15 protein-coding genes and 1 tRNA gene are annotated in these 13,561 nt (G+C 65.8%); 7 read left to right on the top strand and 9 right to left on the bottom strand.

Annotation, left to right across the window (positions count from 1 at the left end; translation table 11 throughout):
• Window positions 1-2: 2 nt before the first annotated feature.
• Both WDC82_RS11685 and WDC82_RS11680 read right to left on the bottom strand, forming a co-directional pair.
• Entirely contained in the window at window positions 3-545 is a 543-nt protein-coding gene (locus WDC82_RS11685; RefSeq protein WP_340117492.1) for a TRAP transporter small permease, read from the bottom strand.
• A 101-nt stretch (window positions 546-646) separates the two neighbouring features.
• A complete protein-coding gene (locus WDC82_RS11680; RefSeq protein ID WP_340117491.1) occupies window positions 647-1,651 on the bottom strand; it encodes a TRAP transporter substrate-binding protein in 1,005 nt (334 codons plus the stop codon).
• 197 nt (window positions 1,652-1,848) lie between these two features.
• Between WDC82_RS11680 and WDC82_RS11675 the strand changes: the two genes are divergently transcribed.
• The 5 genes from WDC82_RS11675 to WDC82_RS11655 all read left to right on the top strand — a co-directional run bounded on the left by WDC82_RS11675 (window position 1,849) and on the right by WDC82_RS11655 (window position 6,018).
• Window positions 1,849-2,598: a FadR/GntR family transcriptional regulator gene (locus tag WDC82_RS11675; RefSeq protein ID WP_340117490.1), complete on the top strand. Its 750-nt coding sequence runs from the start codon at window positions 1,849-1,851 to the stop codon at window positions 2,596-2,598.
• Window positions 2,599-2,744: 146 nt separating this feature from the next.
• Window positions 2,745-3,650, top strand: a complete 906-nt coding sequence (gene kdgD, locus WDC82_RS11670; protein WP_340117489.1) for a 5-dehydro-4-deoxyglucarate dehydratase — start codon at window positions 2,745-2,747, stop codon at window positions 3,648-3,650.
• Between the two features lie 26 nt (window positions 3,651-3,676).
• Complete coding sequence (locus WDC82_RS11665; protein WP_340117488.1) at window positions 3,677-4,804, top strand: mandelate racemase/muconate lactonizing enzyme family protein; 1,128 nt, start codon at window positions 3,677-3,679, stop codon at window positions 4,802-4,804.
• Window positions 4,801-5,658, top strand: coding sequence for an amidohydrolase family protein (locus WDC82_RS11660; protein ID WP_340117487.1), 858 nt, complete (start codon window positions 4,801-4,803; stop codon window positions 5,656-5,658). Before WDC82_RS11665 ends, WDC82_RS11660 begins: the two co-directional genes overlap by 4 nt.
• 75 nt (window positions 5,659-5,733) lie before the next feature.
• Window positions 5,734-6,018, top strand: a complete 285-nt coding sequence (locus WDC82_RS11655) for a YrhK family protein (RefSeq protein WP_340117486.1) — start codon at window positions 5,734-5,736, stop codon at window positions 6,016-6,018.
• Between the two features lie 10 nt (window positions 6,019-6,028).
• On the opposite strand, the gene WDC82_RS11650 is transcribed toward WDC82_RS11655, so the two are convergent.
• On the bottom strand, window positions 6,029-6,793 hold the full coding sequence (locus WDC82_RS11650; protein WP_340117485.1) for a PRC-barrel domain-containing protein: 765 nt from the start codon (window positions 6,791-6,793) through the stop codon (window positions 6,029-6,031).
• Window positions 6,794-6,983: 190 nt separating this feature from the next.
• On the opposite strand from WDC82_RS11650, the gene WDC82_RS11645 reads away from it, so the two are divergent.
• Window positions 6,984-7,193: a dodecin gene (locus WDC82_RS11645; protein ID WP_340117484.1), complete on the top strand. Its 210-nt coding sequence runs from the start codon at window positions 6,984-6,986 to the stop codon at window positions 7,191-7,193.
• Window positions 7,194-7,196: 3 nt separating this feature from the next.
• Here WDC82_RS11645 and WDC82_RS11640 read toward each other — a convergent pair whose 3' ends face one another.
• The gene (locus WDC82_RS11640; RefSeq protein WP_340117483.1) at window positions 7,197-8,438 is read right to left on the bottom strand and encodes an MFS transporter; all 1,242 of its coding nucleotides are present in this window, start codon (window positions 8,436-8,438) and stop codon (window positions 7,197-7,199) included.
• 466 nt (window positions 8,439-8,904) lie between these two features.
• Here WDC82_RS11640 and WDC82_RS11635 point away from each other — a divergent pair, with 466 nt between their 5' ends.
• Window positions 8,905-9,762: an OmpA family protein gene (locus tag WDC82_RS11635; RefSeq protein ID WP_340117482.1), complete on the top strand. Its 858-nt coding sequence runs from the start codon at window positions 8,905-8,907 to the stop codon at window positions 9,760-9,762.
• Between the two features lie 33 nt (window positions 9,763-9,795).
• Here WDC82_RS11635 and WDC82_RS11630 read toward each other — a convergent pair whose 3' ends face one another.
• From WDC82_RS11630 to WDC82_RS11610, 5 genes are all read right to left on the bottom strand, one after another.
• Window positions 9,796-10,962 (bottom strand): mechanosensitive ion channel family protein, encoded by a 1,167-nt coding sequence (locus WDC82_RS11630; protein WP_340117481.1) that lies wholly within the window; start codon window positions 10,960-10,962, stop codon window positions 9,796-9,798.
• Between the two features lie 178 nt (window positions 10,963-11,140).
• A complete protein-coding gene (locus WDC82_RS11625; RefSeq protein ID WP_340117480.1) occupies window positions 11,141-12,004 on the bottom strand; it encodes a hypothetical protein in 864 nt (287 codons plus the stop codon).
• On the bottom strand, window positions 12,004-12,891 hold the full coding sequence (locus tag WDC82_RS11620; RefSeq protein ID WP_340117479.1) for a hypothetical protein: 888 nt from the start codon (window positions 12,889-12,891) through the stop codon (window positions 12,004-12,006). Before WDC82_RS11620 ends, WDC82_RS11625 begins: the two co-directional genes overlap by 1 nt.
• Entirely contained in the window at window positions 12,888-13,094 is a 207-nt protein-coding gene (locus tag WDC82_RS11615) for a hypothetical protein (protein WP_340117478.1), read from the bottom strand. Before WDC82_RS11615 ends, WDC82_RS11620 begins: the two co-directional genes overlap by 4 nt.
• 133 nt (window positions 13,095-13,227) lie before the next feature.
• Window positions 13,228-13,302: transfer RNA gene (locus WDC82_RS11610), tRNA-Thr, on the bottom strand.
• Between the last annotated feature and the right edge of the window lie 259 nt (window positions 13,303-13,561).

Below are 13,561 nucleotides of genomic sequence, written 5' to 3'. Positions count from 1 at the left end.
CGTTACTCGAGCCCCTTGACCGGCGCATCGATCTCTCCCGACGGTGGCGTTTCACCCTCGGTGAAGCGCTTCCCGGCGTTGACGCTGCAGAATAGCGCCAGCAGGCCGCCGCCGACCGCCAGGGGCAGGTTGCGCAGCCCTTCCGGCACGTTGATCAGCGGAACCTTGGTCGACCACGCAAAGACGGTGAGGTCGTAGCCCTTGACGGCCATCAGCAGGCCGAAGCCCGCGAGCGTCAGGTCGATGAAGGCGAGGAGCCAGCGCCGTCGGTGCCACGGCAGCATCAGCGGCACAATGTCGACACTGAGGTTCACGCCTTCGCGTGCGTTGGTCGCCGTGGAGAGGAAGGCGATGGTCACGACCAGCAGGAGGGCCACCTGTTCGACCCAGGTCGGCGTGGCGTTCAGGACGTAGCGGCCGAAGACCAGCCAGCCGAACGAGAAGACGAGAAACACCAGGCATAGCCCCGACAGCACCGCGACCAGCTTGGCGAGCGGCGTCAGCAGGCGGTCGAGCTGGCGGATGGCGTTTGCGAAGGAGGACATGCCGGCAGGTTCCGTGAAGGCAGGACGGCGCGGGAACGGGTGTCAGAAGAACGGCCCGGCCTGCCGCTGCGCGGGGCCGGGCCGGTCTGTTCGGAAGGGTCTCAGTCGACGGCCTGGATTGCCCGCACGAGGCTCTCCAGGTCGGGATTGGCGGCGATGAACTTGTCGTAGACCGGCGTCATGGCCGCCTGGAAGGGGGCCTTGTCGGCGATCTCGTTGTACTTCACGCCGGCGGCGATGACCTTGTCCCGGCTGGCGTTGGAGCGTTCGGCCCACAGCTTGCGCTGCAGCGTGGCGCTGTCGCGGGCCGCAGACTTGACGATGTTCTGGTCTTGGGCCGACAGGCTGTCCCACAGCGTCTTGCTGATGCAGAAGCACTCCGGGATGATCAGGTGTTCCGTGCTGGAGTAGTAGCCGGCCACTTCGTAGTGGGCGGTCGACTCGTAGGACGGCCAGTTGTTTTCGGCACCGTCGACCACACCGGTCTTGATCGACGAGTAGACTTCGGAAAACGCCATTGGCGTGGCGTTGCCGCCCATCGAAGCAATCATGTCGACGAAGAGGTCGTTGTTCATCACGCGGACCTTCATGCCCTTTACGTCCTCGGGGGTCTGGATCGGATGCTTGGAATTGTAGAACGAGCGGGCGCCGGAGTCGTACCAGGTCAGCGCGACGATGCCCTTCTCGGCCATGGCGTCGCTCAACTGCTGGCCGACCGGGCCGTCCAGCACGCGGTGCATGTGGTCGAGGTTCTTGAAGATGAAAGGCAGCGAGACGACGTTGGTCGCCGGGATCACCTGACCCATGGGCCCGAGGTTGAAGACGGCATAGTCGATCGAACCCAGACGCATCTGCTCGATGGCGTCGGGCTGACTGCCCAGCACGCCGTTGTGATAGGTCTTTGCTTCCAGGCGCCCGCCGGTCTTCTCGGCGATCTCGGCGGTGAACTGGTCCATGCCGAGCGAGACCGGGTAGTCCGGCACGTGGATGTTCCAGCCGCGCCATTCGGCCTGCGCGGCGCCCGGCAGACCGGTCAGGCCGGCGAGCATGAGGGTTGCGGTCGCCGCGGCGGCGGCGAAACTCTTGATCCGGAGCGGGCGTGTCATGGTTTCTCTATCCTCCCAGGGGCCGGGACAATTGATATGATGTCCCAGGTTGTAATCGCGCCTATTGTCATATAATTGATATGATGACTGGTCAACGAATTTTCGGAGCACGAGCTCCGGATGCGTTGCGCCGCTTTGTGAGGAGCCCCGAATCGCGGGATATTGGCCGCAGAGATTTTGGGGGAAATGGTAGGACCATGGAGCAGACTGAAGAAGGCCGGCCGCGCCAAGGCCTGACCCAACGGGTGATCGCGGAACTGCGCCGGCAGATCGATAGCGGCGCCCTGAGGCCGGGCGACAAACTGCCGACCGAGCAGGCCCTCATCAGGCAGTTCGGGGTGAGCCGCACGGTGATCCGCGAGGCGGTGGCCGGCCTGCGCGCCGACGGTCTGCTGGAGCCGCGCCAGGGCGTCGGCGTCTTCGTGCTGGAGCCGACCGCACCCGACACGGAACTGCCGCTGCTTACCCTGCCGACGCGCAAGATCTCCGACATTATTGAGTCGCTGGAACTGCGCACGGCGGTTGAGGTCGAGGCCGCGGGCCTTGCCGCGGCGCGCTGCTCGCCCGCTCAGGAGGCGGAGATCCACAGCCGGCTCAAGGATTTCGAGGCGCGGGTGGAGTCCGGCGAGTCCACCGAGGCGGAAGATTTCGCGTTCCACGTCGCCGTCGCCGAGGCGGCCAACAATCAGCGCTTCAAGGAATTCCTGGCCTTCCTCGGTCGGCGCACCATCCCGCGCTCGCAGCTGCGTCAGGCCGCCGGCATGGCGATCGAGCCGCTGGCCAGCGACGAAAAGCTCTATCAGGAACACTGCGCTATCTTCGAGGCCATTCTGGCGCGCGATCCCGAAGCCGCGCGCGAGGCCATGCGACGCCACCTGGCCGGCTCCATGGCGCGCTACCGCGCCCTCATGCGCCCGGTCGCCCCGGCATCGCGGGCGGCTTCCTAAATCGTTGCAAGCGGTCAAGTCATATGATGAGTTGACACGGAAGCCCGCCTTCATATGATGGGCGCTCGGTGCCGGCGGTCCTTCGCCGGCTTCAAGAAGCATCCGTCAAATCCCCAATTCAGATCCCAGTATGGCTAGACCCCCGCATGACCCCGCAAGACATCAAGGCCAAGATCGGCTCCGGCCTGCTTTCCTTTCCGGTGACCACATTCGACGCGGCCGGCGACTTCGACGCCGGCAAGTACCGTGAGCACGTTTCCTGGCTGGCCGACTATCCGGCCGCGGCGCTCTTTGCCGCCGGCGGCACCGGCGAGTTCTTTTCGCTGACCCGCGGCGAGATCGTCGAGGTGATCCGTACCGCCAAGCAGGCCGCTGGCGCGCTGCCGATCATTTCCGGCTGCGGCTACGGCACCCGCATGGCCATCGAGATCGCCCGCGATGCCGAGGCCGCCGGCGCCGACGCCCTGCTGCTGCTGCCGCACTACCTGATGAAGGTGCCGCAGGAGGGTATCTACCAGCACATAAAGGCGGTGTGCGATTCCGTTGCCATCGGTGTGATCGTCTACAACCGCGACAACTCGCAGGTAACGGCAGAGACGCTGGAGCGGCTCTGCGAAGCCTGCCCAAATCTCATCGGCTTCAAGGACGGCAGCGGCGACATCGCCACGGTACGCGAGATCACCACGCGCCTGGGTGACCGGTTGGTCTACGTCGGCGGCATGCCGACCCACGAACTCTATGCCGAGGCCTACGACGGCGCCGGCGTTTCCACCTATTCCTCGGCGGTATTCAACTTCGCGCCGCAGGCGGCGCTCGCCTTCTATGCCGCGCTGCGCGCCGGCGACAAGGCGAGGATGCAGGCGATCCTCACCGACTTCTTCTATCCCTTCTCGCGCATCCGCGACCGCCGGCCGGGCTACCCGGTGTCCATCATCAAGGCGGGCCTGCGCCTCATCGGGCGCGATCCTGGCCCGGTGCGGGCGCCGCTCACCGATCTCACCGACGAGGAGATGGAGATGCTGGGTCCGCTGGTCAGGAAGTTCGCCGCCTAGGCCGCGATTGCGCTAGGATCGCCGCCATGAAGATCGTCGCCGTCCGCACCCACGTCCTGCGCCATACGCTGGACCGGCAGTTCCAGTCGGCCTTCTCGACTTTCACCGACCGCTGGGCCTGCCTGGTGGAGGTGGAATGCGACGACGGCACGGTCGGCTGGGGCGAGTGCCTCGGCCCGTCCACCGCCAATGCCGCGGTGGTCCAGGCCATGGCGCCGCTCATCATCGGGCGCGACCCGCTGGAGATCGAGCCGATCTGGCTGGAACTCTATAACCAGTTCCGCGACCAGGGCCAGAGAGGCCTCACGATCACCGCGATCAGCGGCATCGACATCGCTCTGTGGGACATCGCCGGCAAGCATTTCGGCGTGCCGGTGCACGTGCTGTTGGGCGGCGCCTTCAGGAAGCGGATCCCGGCCTACGCCACCGGCGGCTTCCGTCCGCTGGGCGAGGACCGCCGGGCGGCGCTGGAAGCGGAGACCGCCGGCTACATCGCGGAGGGCTTTTCGGCGACCAAGATCAAGATCGGCTTCGGCGTGGAAGAAGACGCCGAGGTGATCGCCGCGGTGCGCGCCGCCATCGGGCCCGATGCGCAGCTGATGATCGACGCCAACCACGGCTACGACGCCATCGAGGCGGTGGCGCTGGGCAACCGCGTCGCGGACCTCGGTATTGACTGGTTCGAAGAGCCGGTGACGCCGGAATTGCTGGACTCCTACTGCGACGTGAAGGCCGGCCAACCGATCCCGGTCGCCGCCGGTGAGACCTGGCACGGCCGCTGGGCCTTCGCGGAGGCGATCGCCAAGCGTGCCGTCGACATCCTGCAGCCGGACGTCTGCGGCTGCGGCGGCTTCACCGAGATGAAGAAGATCATCTCCATGGCCGAGGTCGCGGGGGTCCGCCTGGTGCCGCACGTCTGGGGCACGGCCGTGCAGATTGCCGCCTCGCTGCACGTCCATGCGATCCTGCCGCCCAGCCCGCCGCGCCACGAACGCTACCAGCCGCAGCTGGAGTTCGACCGCACCCACAACCCTTACCGCCAGGCGATCATCACGAAACCGATCGAGCACGTGGAAGGCGTGGTAGCGGTGCCTGAGGGGCCGGGCCTGGGTATCGAAATCAATCGCGGCATGATCGAAAAGTACAGCGTATGAAGGTTCGTAAGCTTTCCGGTGAGCCGCCGCGGTTGAAGCTGCCGCCCAAGGCCACCGATACCCACATGCACATCTACGACGACCGATTCCCCGGCCGCGAGGGCGGGCCGCCGAAGCCGCCGCTGCCGGCGAGCCTGGACGACTACAGGAATCTGCAAAGCTGGCTCGGTTTGGAGCGGGTGGTCTTCGTGCAGGGTGCGGCCTACCAGTTCGATAACGCCTGCCTGCTGGACGCACTGGGGCGTTTTGAAGGCGAGGCGCGCGGCATCGCGGTGGTCGGCTCGAACGTGGACGACGCGACGCTGGAGGATCTGACGGCGCGCGGTGTGCGCGGCGCGCGCATCATGCACCTGCCGGGCGGCGCCGTCGGCATGGGCGACCTTCTGGCCATCGACGCGCGCACGCGGCCTTTCGGCTGGAAGCCCATCGTGCAATTCGACGGCCGCGACATCGCGGATTACCTTGCAATGCTGGAGGCGTTGCCGGGCGACTACGTCGTCGACCACGCCGGCAAGTTCCTTGAGCCGGTCGGCGTCGACTCGCCCGAATTCAAAGCGTTGCTGAGGCTGATCGACCGCGGCAACTGCTATGTGAAGATATCGGCCTGCTACGAAACCTCGAAGGTCGGCCCGCCGACTTACGCTGACGTCGGGGCTCTATCCAAGGCGCTCATCCAGCATGCGCCCGAGCGCATGCTCTACGCCACCAACTGGCCGCACGTCTCCAAGCCCATCGATGCCCAGCCCGACGATCGCGGCCTGCTCGACCTCATGCTCGACTGGGCACCGGACGAGAAGGTCCGCCAGCTCATTTTCGTCGACAACCCGGCCCGCCTCTACGGTTTCCCAGCCTGAATCCCGCTTGGTTTCATGCAACCTCACGGCAGCCTCATCGTTGGTCCGCAAAGCAGGTCCAATGGAGGCAAGCTCGTGCAACATCCTATCAAAACGCTCGTTCAGGAATTCGGCTGGGTCCACACGGGGATCGGCCTCATCGGTAACGCCACTTTCTTGGCCGGCAGCGTGTTTTTCCTGCCGGCCTTTGAGCCGTGGAAGACCTTTGGCGTTTGGCTGTTCATTGTCGGCGCCGGCCTGATGCTCGTAGGGTCGCTCGGCGACCTGATGGTGAAGGTCTACGAAGCGCGCGCCAGAGCACGGCGTAAGACGCGGCAGGATGACGAAAGACGGCGGCCCGAAGAACGGGCCGCCGCCTGATTTTACCGGCTTACTCCCAATAGGGCTGCTTGCCGTAGTGCTCGAAGATGCGACGCTCAAGTGTCTCGTCGAGAGTCATGCCGCTCTCGTATTCCGGTGCGGCCTTGATGGTCTCGCGTTTGGCGTCGACCAGCATCTTCTTTTGCGACCAGTCAATGCCGCGCGTCCAGGCGGGCCCAATCAGCACCTTCTTGCCCGGCCACCAATTGCGCGTGGCGACGACGATGTAGCGGATCGTCCAATCGCTATCGCTGACCAGGAAGTCGTCGATGTGGCCGATCTCGCCGTCCTGGGCGGCGACGTGATAGCCTTCTACCTCGGTGGCGCTGCGCAGGTTGGGGTCGCCCTGCGGCTTGATGTCCTCGCGCCCGCCACCACGGACGTCGGCGGTCGCCGGTGCATGCTGTAGGCTGGGGATCATCGGCGGCACGCCGACGCCGCTGGCGTACTGGTCCCAGTAGTAGGGCCAGCGGAAATGGTCGGCCAGCGCGATCTCGAACTGACGCGACACCGGCTCATCCGTATGGATGCTGGGGCTGTTCTTGATGTCGTCCTTGCTCAGCGCGACGGCAACCTTGTCGCCGTCACCGTCGACACGCCCGATTGCCTCCGGCGAGACCAGTACCCTCCGGCCTGGGAGCCAATTGCCGGTGTCGATCACCAGATAGCGCAGCTTCCAGCTGTGGTCGTCGAAGAAGAAGTCGTGGACGTCGCCCAGGGTGCCGTCCGTGGCGGCGATGTCGTCGCCGCGCAGGTGTTTCATGCTGCGGATCATCGCGCGATCCTCCGTTTTCGTTGAACTGCGCGGAACGCCGCGCATCTGAGGGGTTAACGCGGGCCGCAATGCTGTGTTCCTTGCGGCTGTGTGAAAGCGCTGTAACCTCTGGGCGTTCAGCGGTGGAACCGCTGTTGCGCCGCACCGTTGTCGCGGTGGACGATCGAGAACGAAAGCAGAGGAGAACTTTATGTCGGACCACGTCTATTCCGTTACAGAAGTCTACGGATCCTCGAAAGACTCCCTCGACGGGGCGATTCGCAATGCCGTCACGACGGCATCCAAAAGCCTGCGCAATCTCGAATGGTTCGAGGTGACCGAGATCCGCGGGCACATCGACGGGGAGAAGGTCGGCCATTTCCAGGTCGGCGTGAAGCTGGGCTTCCGCTACGACAAGTAGCCGTCACTCCTTCGCCGTGCGCTTGCCGTTGCTCGTACCCTTGAACATGCGGCCCAGCAGCATGGAGGTGCGTGGGATGTAGCGGTAGGGTGTGCGCGGCGACATCGCGCGCCGCCGGGTCATGCGGAACAGCGTAAAGACGATCAGGGCGGCGTGGACACAGGCCATGAAAGTGAACATCGCCTCGGGACCGGCCAGGGCGATGAGCCAGGCGGAGATCACCGGGCTGACGATGGCGCCGATGGAGTAGATGAAGATCAGGGCCGCGTTCAGCTCGACGATGAAGTCCGGCTCGGCGAGGTCGTTGGCGTAGGCGGCCGAGACCGAATAGATCGGATAGGCGGTCAGGCCGAAGACGAAGGCGCCGACGTAAAAGCCGTTCACGTTGCCGGGCTGCAGCAGCGTCGCGATACCGAGGCAGCTGCCGGCGGCCAGCACCGAAAGGCCCAGCAGCACCAGACGGCGGTCGGTCTTGTCGGCGACCCAGCCCACCGGATACTGCGCGGCTACGCCGCCAAGCACGGCCGATGCGAGGAAGATAGCGATCTGCGGCTGGGTCAGCGCGTTCTCCACGCCGTAGACCGGTCCTACCATGCGGAAGCTGGCGCCGGTGATGCCCGCCACCACGATACCCAATGCCGCCGCCGGCGAGAGCAGTGCCGCCTTGAGGGGCCTGAGGCGCGGGGCCTTGGGCGTCACCGGCGCCACGCGCTGGGAGAGAGCCAGCGGCAGCAGGCAGAGGCAGCAGAACATGGCGACGATGTTGTAGGCAGCGTAGGTCGCCGGCTCCAAGATTGCGATGATGCCCTGGGCGGAAAGGGCGCCCACCAAATCGACAACGCGGAACAGGCCATAGACCCGGCCGCGGTTACGGTTGTCGGTCTGGGCGTGCAGCCAGCTTTCCACCACGGTGTAAGCTGCGGCGATGGCGAGACCGGTCAGCACGCGCAGCAGCGCCCAGACCAGGGGTCCCTCCAGGATCGGGTGCAGCAGAGCGCCGATGGCACCGATCGCCGCCGCCGCCGCGAAGGCGCGTGAATGGCCGATGTCGCCGATCAGGCGCGGCGTCACGTAGCAGCCGATGATGTAGCCGACGAAGTGAGCCGATCCGAGCAGGCCGATCTCCTCGGTGCTGAAGCCAATGGCCGCGCCGGAGAGCGCATCGAGCGGGCCTAGCGAGCCGGAGCCGAGCTGCACCAGGTAGATCGAAGCGAAAAGAGCGGTAAAGGAAAGCAGGGTTCCCATGGCATTCCGGGCGTGGCAGGCGGGCGCAAGCGCACCGCCTGGGCCGTGCGTGGCGTCACGCTAGTACCATAGTCCTATTTTTGTCTCCGCTCCGGAAAGCCTTTTTCCTTGGGTAAGGCACATTTTCTAGCCAATAATGCGCGCCAGGGATTGGAAGGTGAAGTGAAGACGGGGAGCAGACTGTTCGCAGCACGTTTGTGCCAAAAGGCTGAACGAGGCGTCGGGATATGCAACCGAAAAGTCAAAGGGCAAAAATCTGCCACATAAACAGCCCGGATGACGGCCGGAGCCGAGGCGCTTGGCATCGCGGCGGTCTTCCGATGCCGAACTCTTTACATCATGATGGAACACCAGGACGGGGTCTTGCCGCCCGGGTCCACCCAGTGCGGACCATCGCCGCACGGGATAGGGCCGGAACGACTGCCGCCGTGCGTCTTCGAGAAGATACAATCAAGGGAGCAAAAAGATGAACCGACACCTGCGCGTATTCCTGGCTGCGGCCGCGATGGCCCTGCTGTCCGGCTGCGCCGGCTTCGGCTTTGGAGAGGCGGAAATGACCGCGCCCCAGGGCAACGCTCACGACCGCGCTCTGCAGTCCGGCTATTTGGAATTGTCGCGGTCCGAGTTCAACGAGGGCGACTACATCGACTCCGACAAGTTCGCCGAACGCTCGATGGCCGCGGCCCGGGGCGAGAGCGTGGCGCCGGAGGCAATCTCCGAACGCGATCTGCCGGCCGACAGGATCGGCACCTTGACCGGCGCGCGCGCGCGGTTGGCGACGGCGCTGGCCGGCGGCGCGGCCCAGAACAATCCCTCCGCGGCGGCCGAGGCGCAGGTCGCCTTCGACTGCTGGATGCAGGAGCAGGAGGAGAACTTCCAGCCCGACGACATCGCGGCCTGCCAGGAGCGGTTCATCGCGGCCATGGAGGCGCTGGAGCCACGGCCGGTTGCCGCCGTGCCGCCGCCCCCGCCGCCGGCGCCTGCCCCGATGGCTGCACCCGGTCCTTTCACGGTCTACTTCGACTTCGACCGGGCCGAGCTGACGCCCGCTGCACGCACCGAACTGGCCGACGTGATCCAGGCGGCGCAGGGCTTCGATGAGGGGTCGATCGACATTACCGGTTACACCGATCTCTCGGGTGCCGAGGCCTACAACCAGGTGCTGTCGGAGCGGCGAGCGAACTCGGTCATTGAGTTCCTTGTCAACGGCGGTGTCGACGCTTCCAGGATCGTCGGCCGCGGTCTCGGCGAGTCGAATCCGGTCGTCAACACCGAGGCGCCGGAACAGCGCAATCGCCGCGTTGAGATCGACTTCCAGCCGTAAAGAGACACGGCACGCCTGACCGGCCGCGCGGCATCACTCGTGGATGTCGCGCGGCTGGCGCAGGCGGTCTGGCTCACTCGTCTGGCCGTCGCTCGGCAGGGCTTCGTCGCGGTCCTCGGCGACCTCGGCGCGGATACGCGGCAGCGCCTGCGGGTGGTTTTCCTGCAGCCAGATGATCATCTTCTCCCGCACCTCGCAGCGCAGGTCCCAGGCGCGTGGAGAGGTGCGCGCGCTCATCAGGCCGCGCAGTTCAACGGTCTGCCCGTTCGCCTCTGTCACCTGCAGCGCGACGACCTGTCCGTCCCAATACGCCGAGGCAGCGACGACCTCCTTCATTTTCTCGCGAAAGGCTGCGATCGGTACCCGGTAGTCGGCGTGCCAGAACACCGAGCCGATGATCGAGCCCGACTCGCGGGTCCAGTTCTGGAACGGCTTTTCGATGAAGTAGGACAGCGGCACGATGAGCCGCCGCCAGTCCCAAATGCGCACCACGACATAGGTGCTGGCGATCTCCTCGATCCACCCCCATTCGCCCTCGACGACCACGGCGTCCTCGATGCGGATCGGCTGGGTGACGGCGATCTGGATGCCGGCGATGAGGTTGGCCAGCACCGGGCGGGCGGCGATACCCAGCACCAGGCCCACGACTCCGGCCGAGGCGAAGAGGCCGGCGCCGTACTCCTGGACGCTCTCGAAGGTCATCAGGATCACTGCCAGGGTGATGACACCGACGAAGACCACGGCGGTGCGCTGCAGCACGCGGATCTGCGTCAGGAACTTGCGGGCGGTAAGGTTGTCCTCGACGTCGATGCGGTAGCGCCGCGCACGCAGGTCGCTCATCAGGGTGATGATGGCGATGACGGTCCAGCCGACGAGGGCGATGAGCAGGATCGAGAGACCGTGCCGCAGGTAGCCCAGCGACACCTCGCCGAATTCCAGGACCGGCAGCACGATGACCGCGGCGACCAGCACGGCGGCAAGCCGGGTCAGGCCCCGCACGCGGTCCAGCACGGCACTGACCGTGGGCTTTTGGAAGAGCGGGGTGCGGCGCGCCGCGACCAGCGCCAAGTGGTGCAGCAGCAGCGCCAGCAGGATGACGCCGAGGAAAAGCAGCAGGCTGACGGCGGGCGCCGGCAGCAGCAGCCCTGCCTCCGCAGTCACTTCCGCAAGCAGTGCGCGGATGTCGTCGAGCGGGTTCACGGGCAGGCGCTCCGCAAGGTTGCGCGCTGGCGGCAGGCCTCAATGCGTGTCACGGGCAAAGAACGTCTCGCGGCCATGGCGGTTCCCCTTACCGTGACAGCGCGCGCAGCAGATAACAATTTGTCGGCAAATGAAAAGCGGTAACGCCGCCGCCGGCCATTCGGCAGCTACTCGCCAGTTACTCGGCGGCTGCCCGGCGGCCGAGCCGCTCCAGGATGTCTAACTGGAGGGTGAGCAGGCGATATTCGGCGCTCACCAGCGCGTCGTGCAGCAGGGTGGCATCGCGATACCGTTCTTGTAGTGTGGCCGTGCCAACCTGGCCAATTTCGTACTGTTTGCCGGTTGCCCGGGCGAGGTCCGCGGCAAAGGCCTGCATCGGCTGCAGCAAGTCATAGTCCCGCCGGGCCGCTTCGTAGTCGATCCAGAGATGCTTGAGCGCAGATTGCGCTGCGGGCTGGTCTTTTTCCGGGATGGTTTCCCGCTCGGCCAAGGCCATCAGGGCGACGGTTTCGTCCGCGGGCCAGGCCGAAGGCGGCACGTCCGGCCGGATGAAACCCGAGGGCTCACTGTCCATCACGGTGCTGAAAAAATACTCGGCATGCAGCACAGCCGAGGTCAGTTGGGTCTCCCGGCGCTGCCAATACTTCATCTCGATTTCGGCCAACAGGGAGTCGCCGGAGCGGGAGATGCCGGCCTCGACCTGCCGTTGCACCGCGGCAAGCAGATCCCGCTGCCGCGTGATCGTCGCGCGGACAATCTCCAGGCGTTCGCGGTCGCGTAGCAGATCCAGATAAATCGCGGCGATGATATTGGCAGAGCAGGGCCCGTGCGGCCGTTCGCCAGGCACCGCAACCGCTGGTGTCGGGAAGATACAGGGCGCGCTGCGGCCGGCGCCGCCGTCGGCCCTCTTCAGGACTTGCGCCAGGGTTTCAGCTTTGGCGGCGGGCAGGCCGAGGCCGGCCGTCAAGCCGATCAGCAGGGCCCCGCAGAACTGGAAGATCCCCCTATACCGCACACCTTGCTTTCCTCTTGGCCGGATCATCAGTTGTTTCCAGCGGCCGGGCTTTCGGGTTCCTCGAACATCCCCGCGACCGCCGTCTTGGTGATGGCAAAGGCCTCTGCCAGCACTGCGATCCGGGTGCGCAGGTGGAGGGCGAGGCGTCGCAGCTGCTCCGGCGACTCGGTGGCTTCCTGCACCACTTGGCGCTTGAACTCGTCGACCCACAGCGCGACCAGCTCGGGCGGTACGCCGGTGAGGTCCTGCACCAGGAAGGCGTCGTCCCGCGGCACGGCTTCGCGGGTGAGGGGGCGCAGTACCGATACGATATAGGGGCCGTTGCCGCTCAGCTGCAGCCGCGCCATGAGCACGTCGGCGCGGGCGCGGTCGTAGTGCTTGTGCAGCAGGGCGACTTGGTCGGCCGCATCGCGCTGGGCGAAATGAAGGCGCAGGTTCTCCGGCGTGGTGTCGGCGAAGTAGGCGCGCATCGGTGCATAGAAAATATTGATCTCCGCCCGGGTTGCGCCGGCGGCCTCCAGCGCATCGGTGCTGCGGACCTGACCGATGAAAGCCTCGACTGCCGCGAGGAAACGCGCTTGCTCCTCGCGGTCGCCGTCGCGGCCGCCGGCGAAGAGGAGATAGCTGTAGAGCGGATGGCCGGGGCGTTCCGTTTCACCCGGAAACAGCAAATCGCGCCCGGTGGTGCGCAGTCCGGCGAGGTCCGGTTGGCCGGGGTCGCTACCGGCATCGGTATCGGCGCCTGCTGCCGGTTCCGGTTCCCCGTCTGGATCTGGTTCGATGCTCGTCACGGGTGGCACCGCGTCGGTTGTATCGTCGGTTCCATTTTGCTGATCGCAACCGGTCATCCAGACCACGACAACGGCACAGAGCAGGAGCCTGCTCCAGAGCGCGGTGGACGGCACGACGGTCATTTCGGGTCTGTCTTTCCGGGCATCAGGGCCGCTCCCCAGCGGTTCCAGGCCCAATGGCCGAACTTGGTGAGGCCGAACAGCACCACCAGCACGAAGATCGTTTCCATGGCGCTGAAGGGCTCACTGGGAAAGGTGAAGTAGAAGGCGCTCCACACCACGACGGTCAGCGCCACGGCGATCCCCAGATCCTGGCTCCACTTCACCCTGCTTTCCTCCCCATAGCGCCGCCCCAGCGGTTCGTTCGCGAGCCTAGCATGCGCATAGCGCTCCGCGGACGGGCAAAGAGGGTAAGCCGCCAGCGTGGGCGGAGGAGACGGATACGATTTGGAAGGGAAATGGTGCCGCCGGGGTGAATCGAACACCCGACCCCACCCTTACCAAGGGTGTGCTCTACCCCTGAGCTACGGCGGCACAAGGCAGGCCGACGGGACGTCGGACTGCCAACGGGGGCGGAACATGCCACCGGCGGGCGCCGATGGCAAGGCGATTTCCGGCCCCAAACCGGCAAAATCTGGCGGCAAAACCGATCTGCTGCTGAAGCCCGGCGATCCACCCGCGAGCCGGCGGCCGGACAGGTCTTAGCGTAGCCGGCCTTAAAGCCCGTTTAACGGCGGAAAACCGCCCTCGTGCGGCCTTGACCTCGCCACAATGGGGGGGCAGTGTCGCGGGC

Source organism: Pelagibius sp. 7325, from assembly GCF_037652055.1.
Classification (GTDB): Bacteria; Pseudomonadota; Alphaproteobacteria; order Kiloniellales; family Kiloniellaceae; genus Pelagibius.
Note: the sequence above shows the minus strand (reverse complement) of the source record. Positions and strands in the feature narration are given on the sequence as shown.

Excerpts from the sequence above, each read along its gene's own strand:
- WDC82_RS11685 (WP_340117492.1), bottom strand. The coding sequence starts at position 545 with ATGTCCTCCTTCGCAAACGCCATCCGCCAGCTCGACCGCCTGCTGACG.
- WDC82_RS11680 (WP_340117491.1), bottom strand. The coding sequence starts at position 1,651 with ATGACACGCCCGCTCCGGATCAAGAGTTTCGCCGCCGCCGCGGCGACC.
- WDC82_RS11675 (WP_340117490.1), top strand. The coding sequence starts at position 1,849 with ATGGAGCAGACTGAAGAAGGCCGGCCGCGCCAAGGCCTGACCCAACGG.
- kdgD (WP_340117489.1), top strand. The coding sequence starts at position 2,745 with ATGACCCCGCAAGACATCAAGGCCAAGATCGGCTCCGGCCTGCTTTCC.
- WDC82_RS11665 (WP_340117488.1), top strand. The coding sequence starts at position 3,677 with ATGAAGATCGTCGCCGTCCGCACCCACGTCCTGCGCCATACGCTGGAC.
- WDC82_RS11660 (WP_340117487.1), top strand. The coding sequence starts at position 4,801 with ATGAAGGTTCGTAAGCTTTCCGGTGAGCCGCCGCGGTTGAAGCTGCCG.
- WDC82_RS11650 (WP_340117485.1), bottom strand. The coding sequence starts at position 6,793 with ATGATCCGCAGCATGAAACACCTGCGCGGCGACGACATCGCCGCCACG.
- WDC82_RS11645 (WP_340117484.1), top strand. The coding sequence starts at position 6,984 with ATGTCGGACCACGTCTATTCCGTTACAGAAGTCTACGGATCCTCGAAA.
- WDC82_RS11640 (WP_340117483.1), bottom strand. The coding sequence starts at position 8,438 with ATGGGAACCCTGCTTTCCTTTACCGCTCTTTTCGCTTCGATCTACCTG.
- WDC82_RS11635 (WP_340117482.1), top strand. The coding sequence starts at position 8,905 with ATGAACCGACACCTGCGCGTATTCCTGGCTGCGGCCGCGATGGCCCTG.
- WDC82_RS11625 (WP_340117480.1), bottom strand. The coding sequence starts at position 12,004 with ATGATCCGGCCAAGAGGAAAGCAAGGTGTGCGGTATAGGGGGATCTTC.
- WDC82_RS11620 (WP_340117479.1), bottom strand. The coding sequence starts at position 12,891 with ATGACCGTCGTGCCGTCCACCGCGCTCTGGAGCAGGCTCCTGCTCTGT.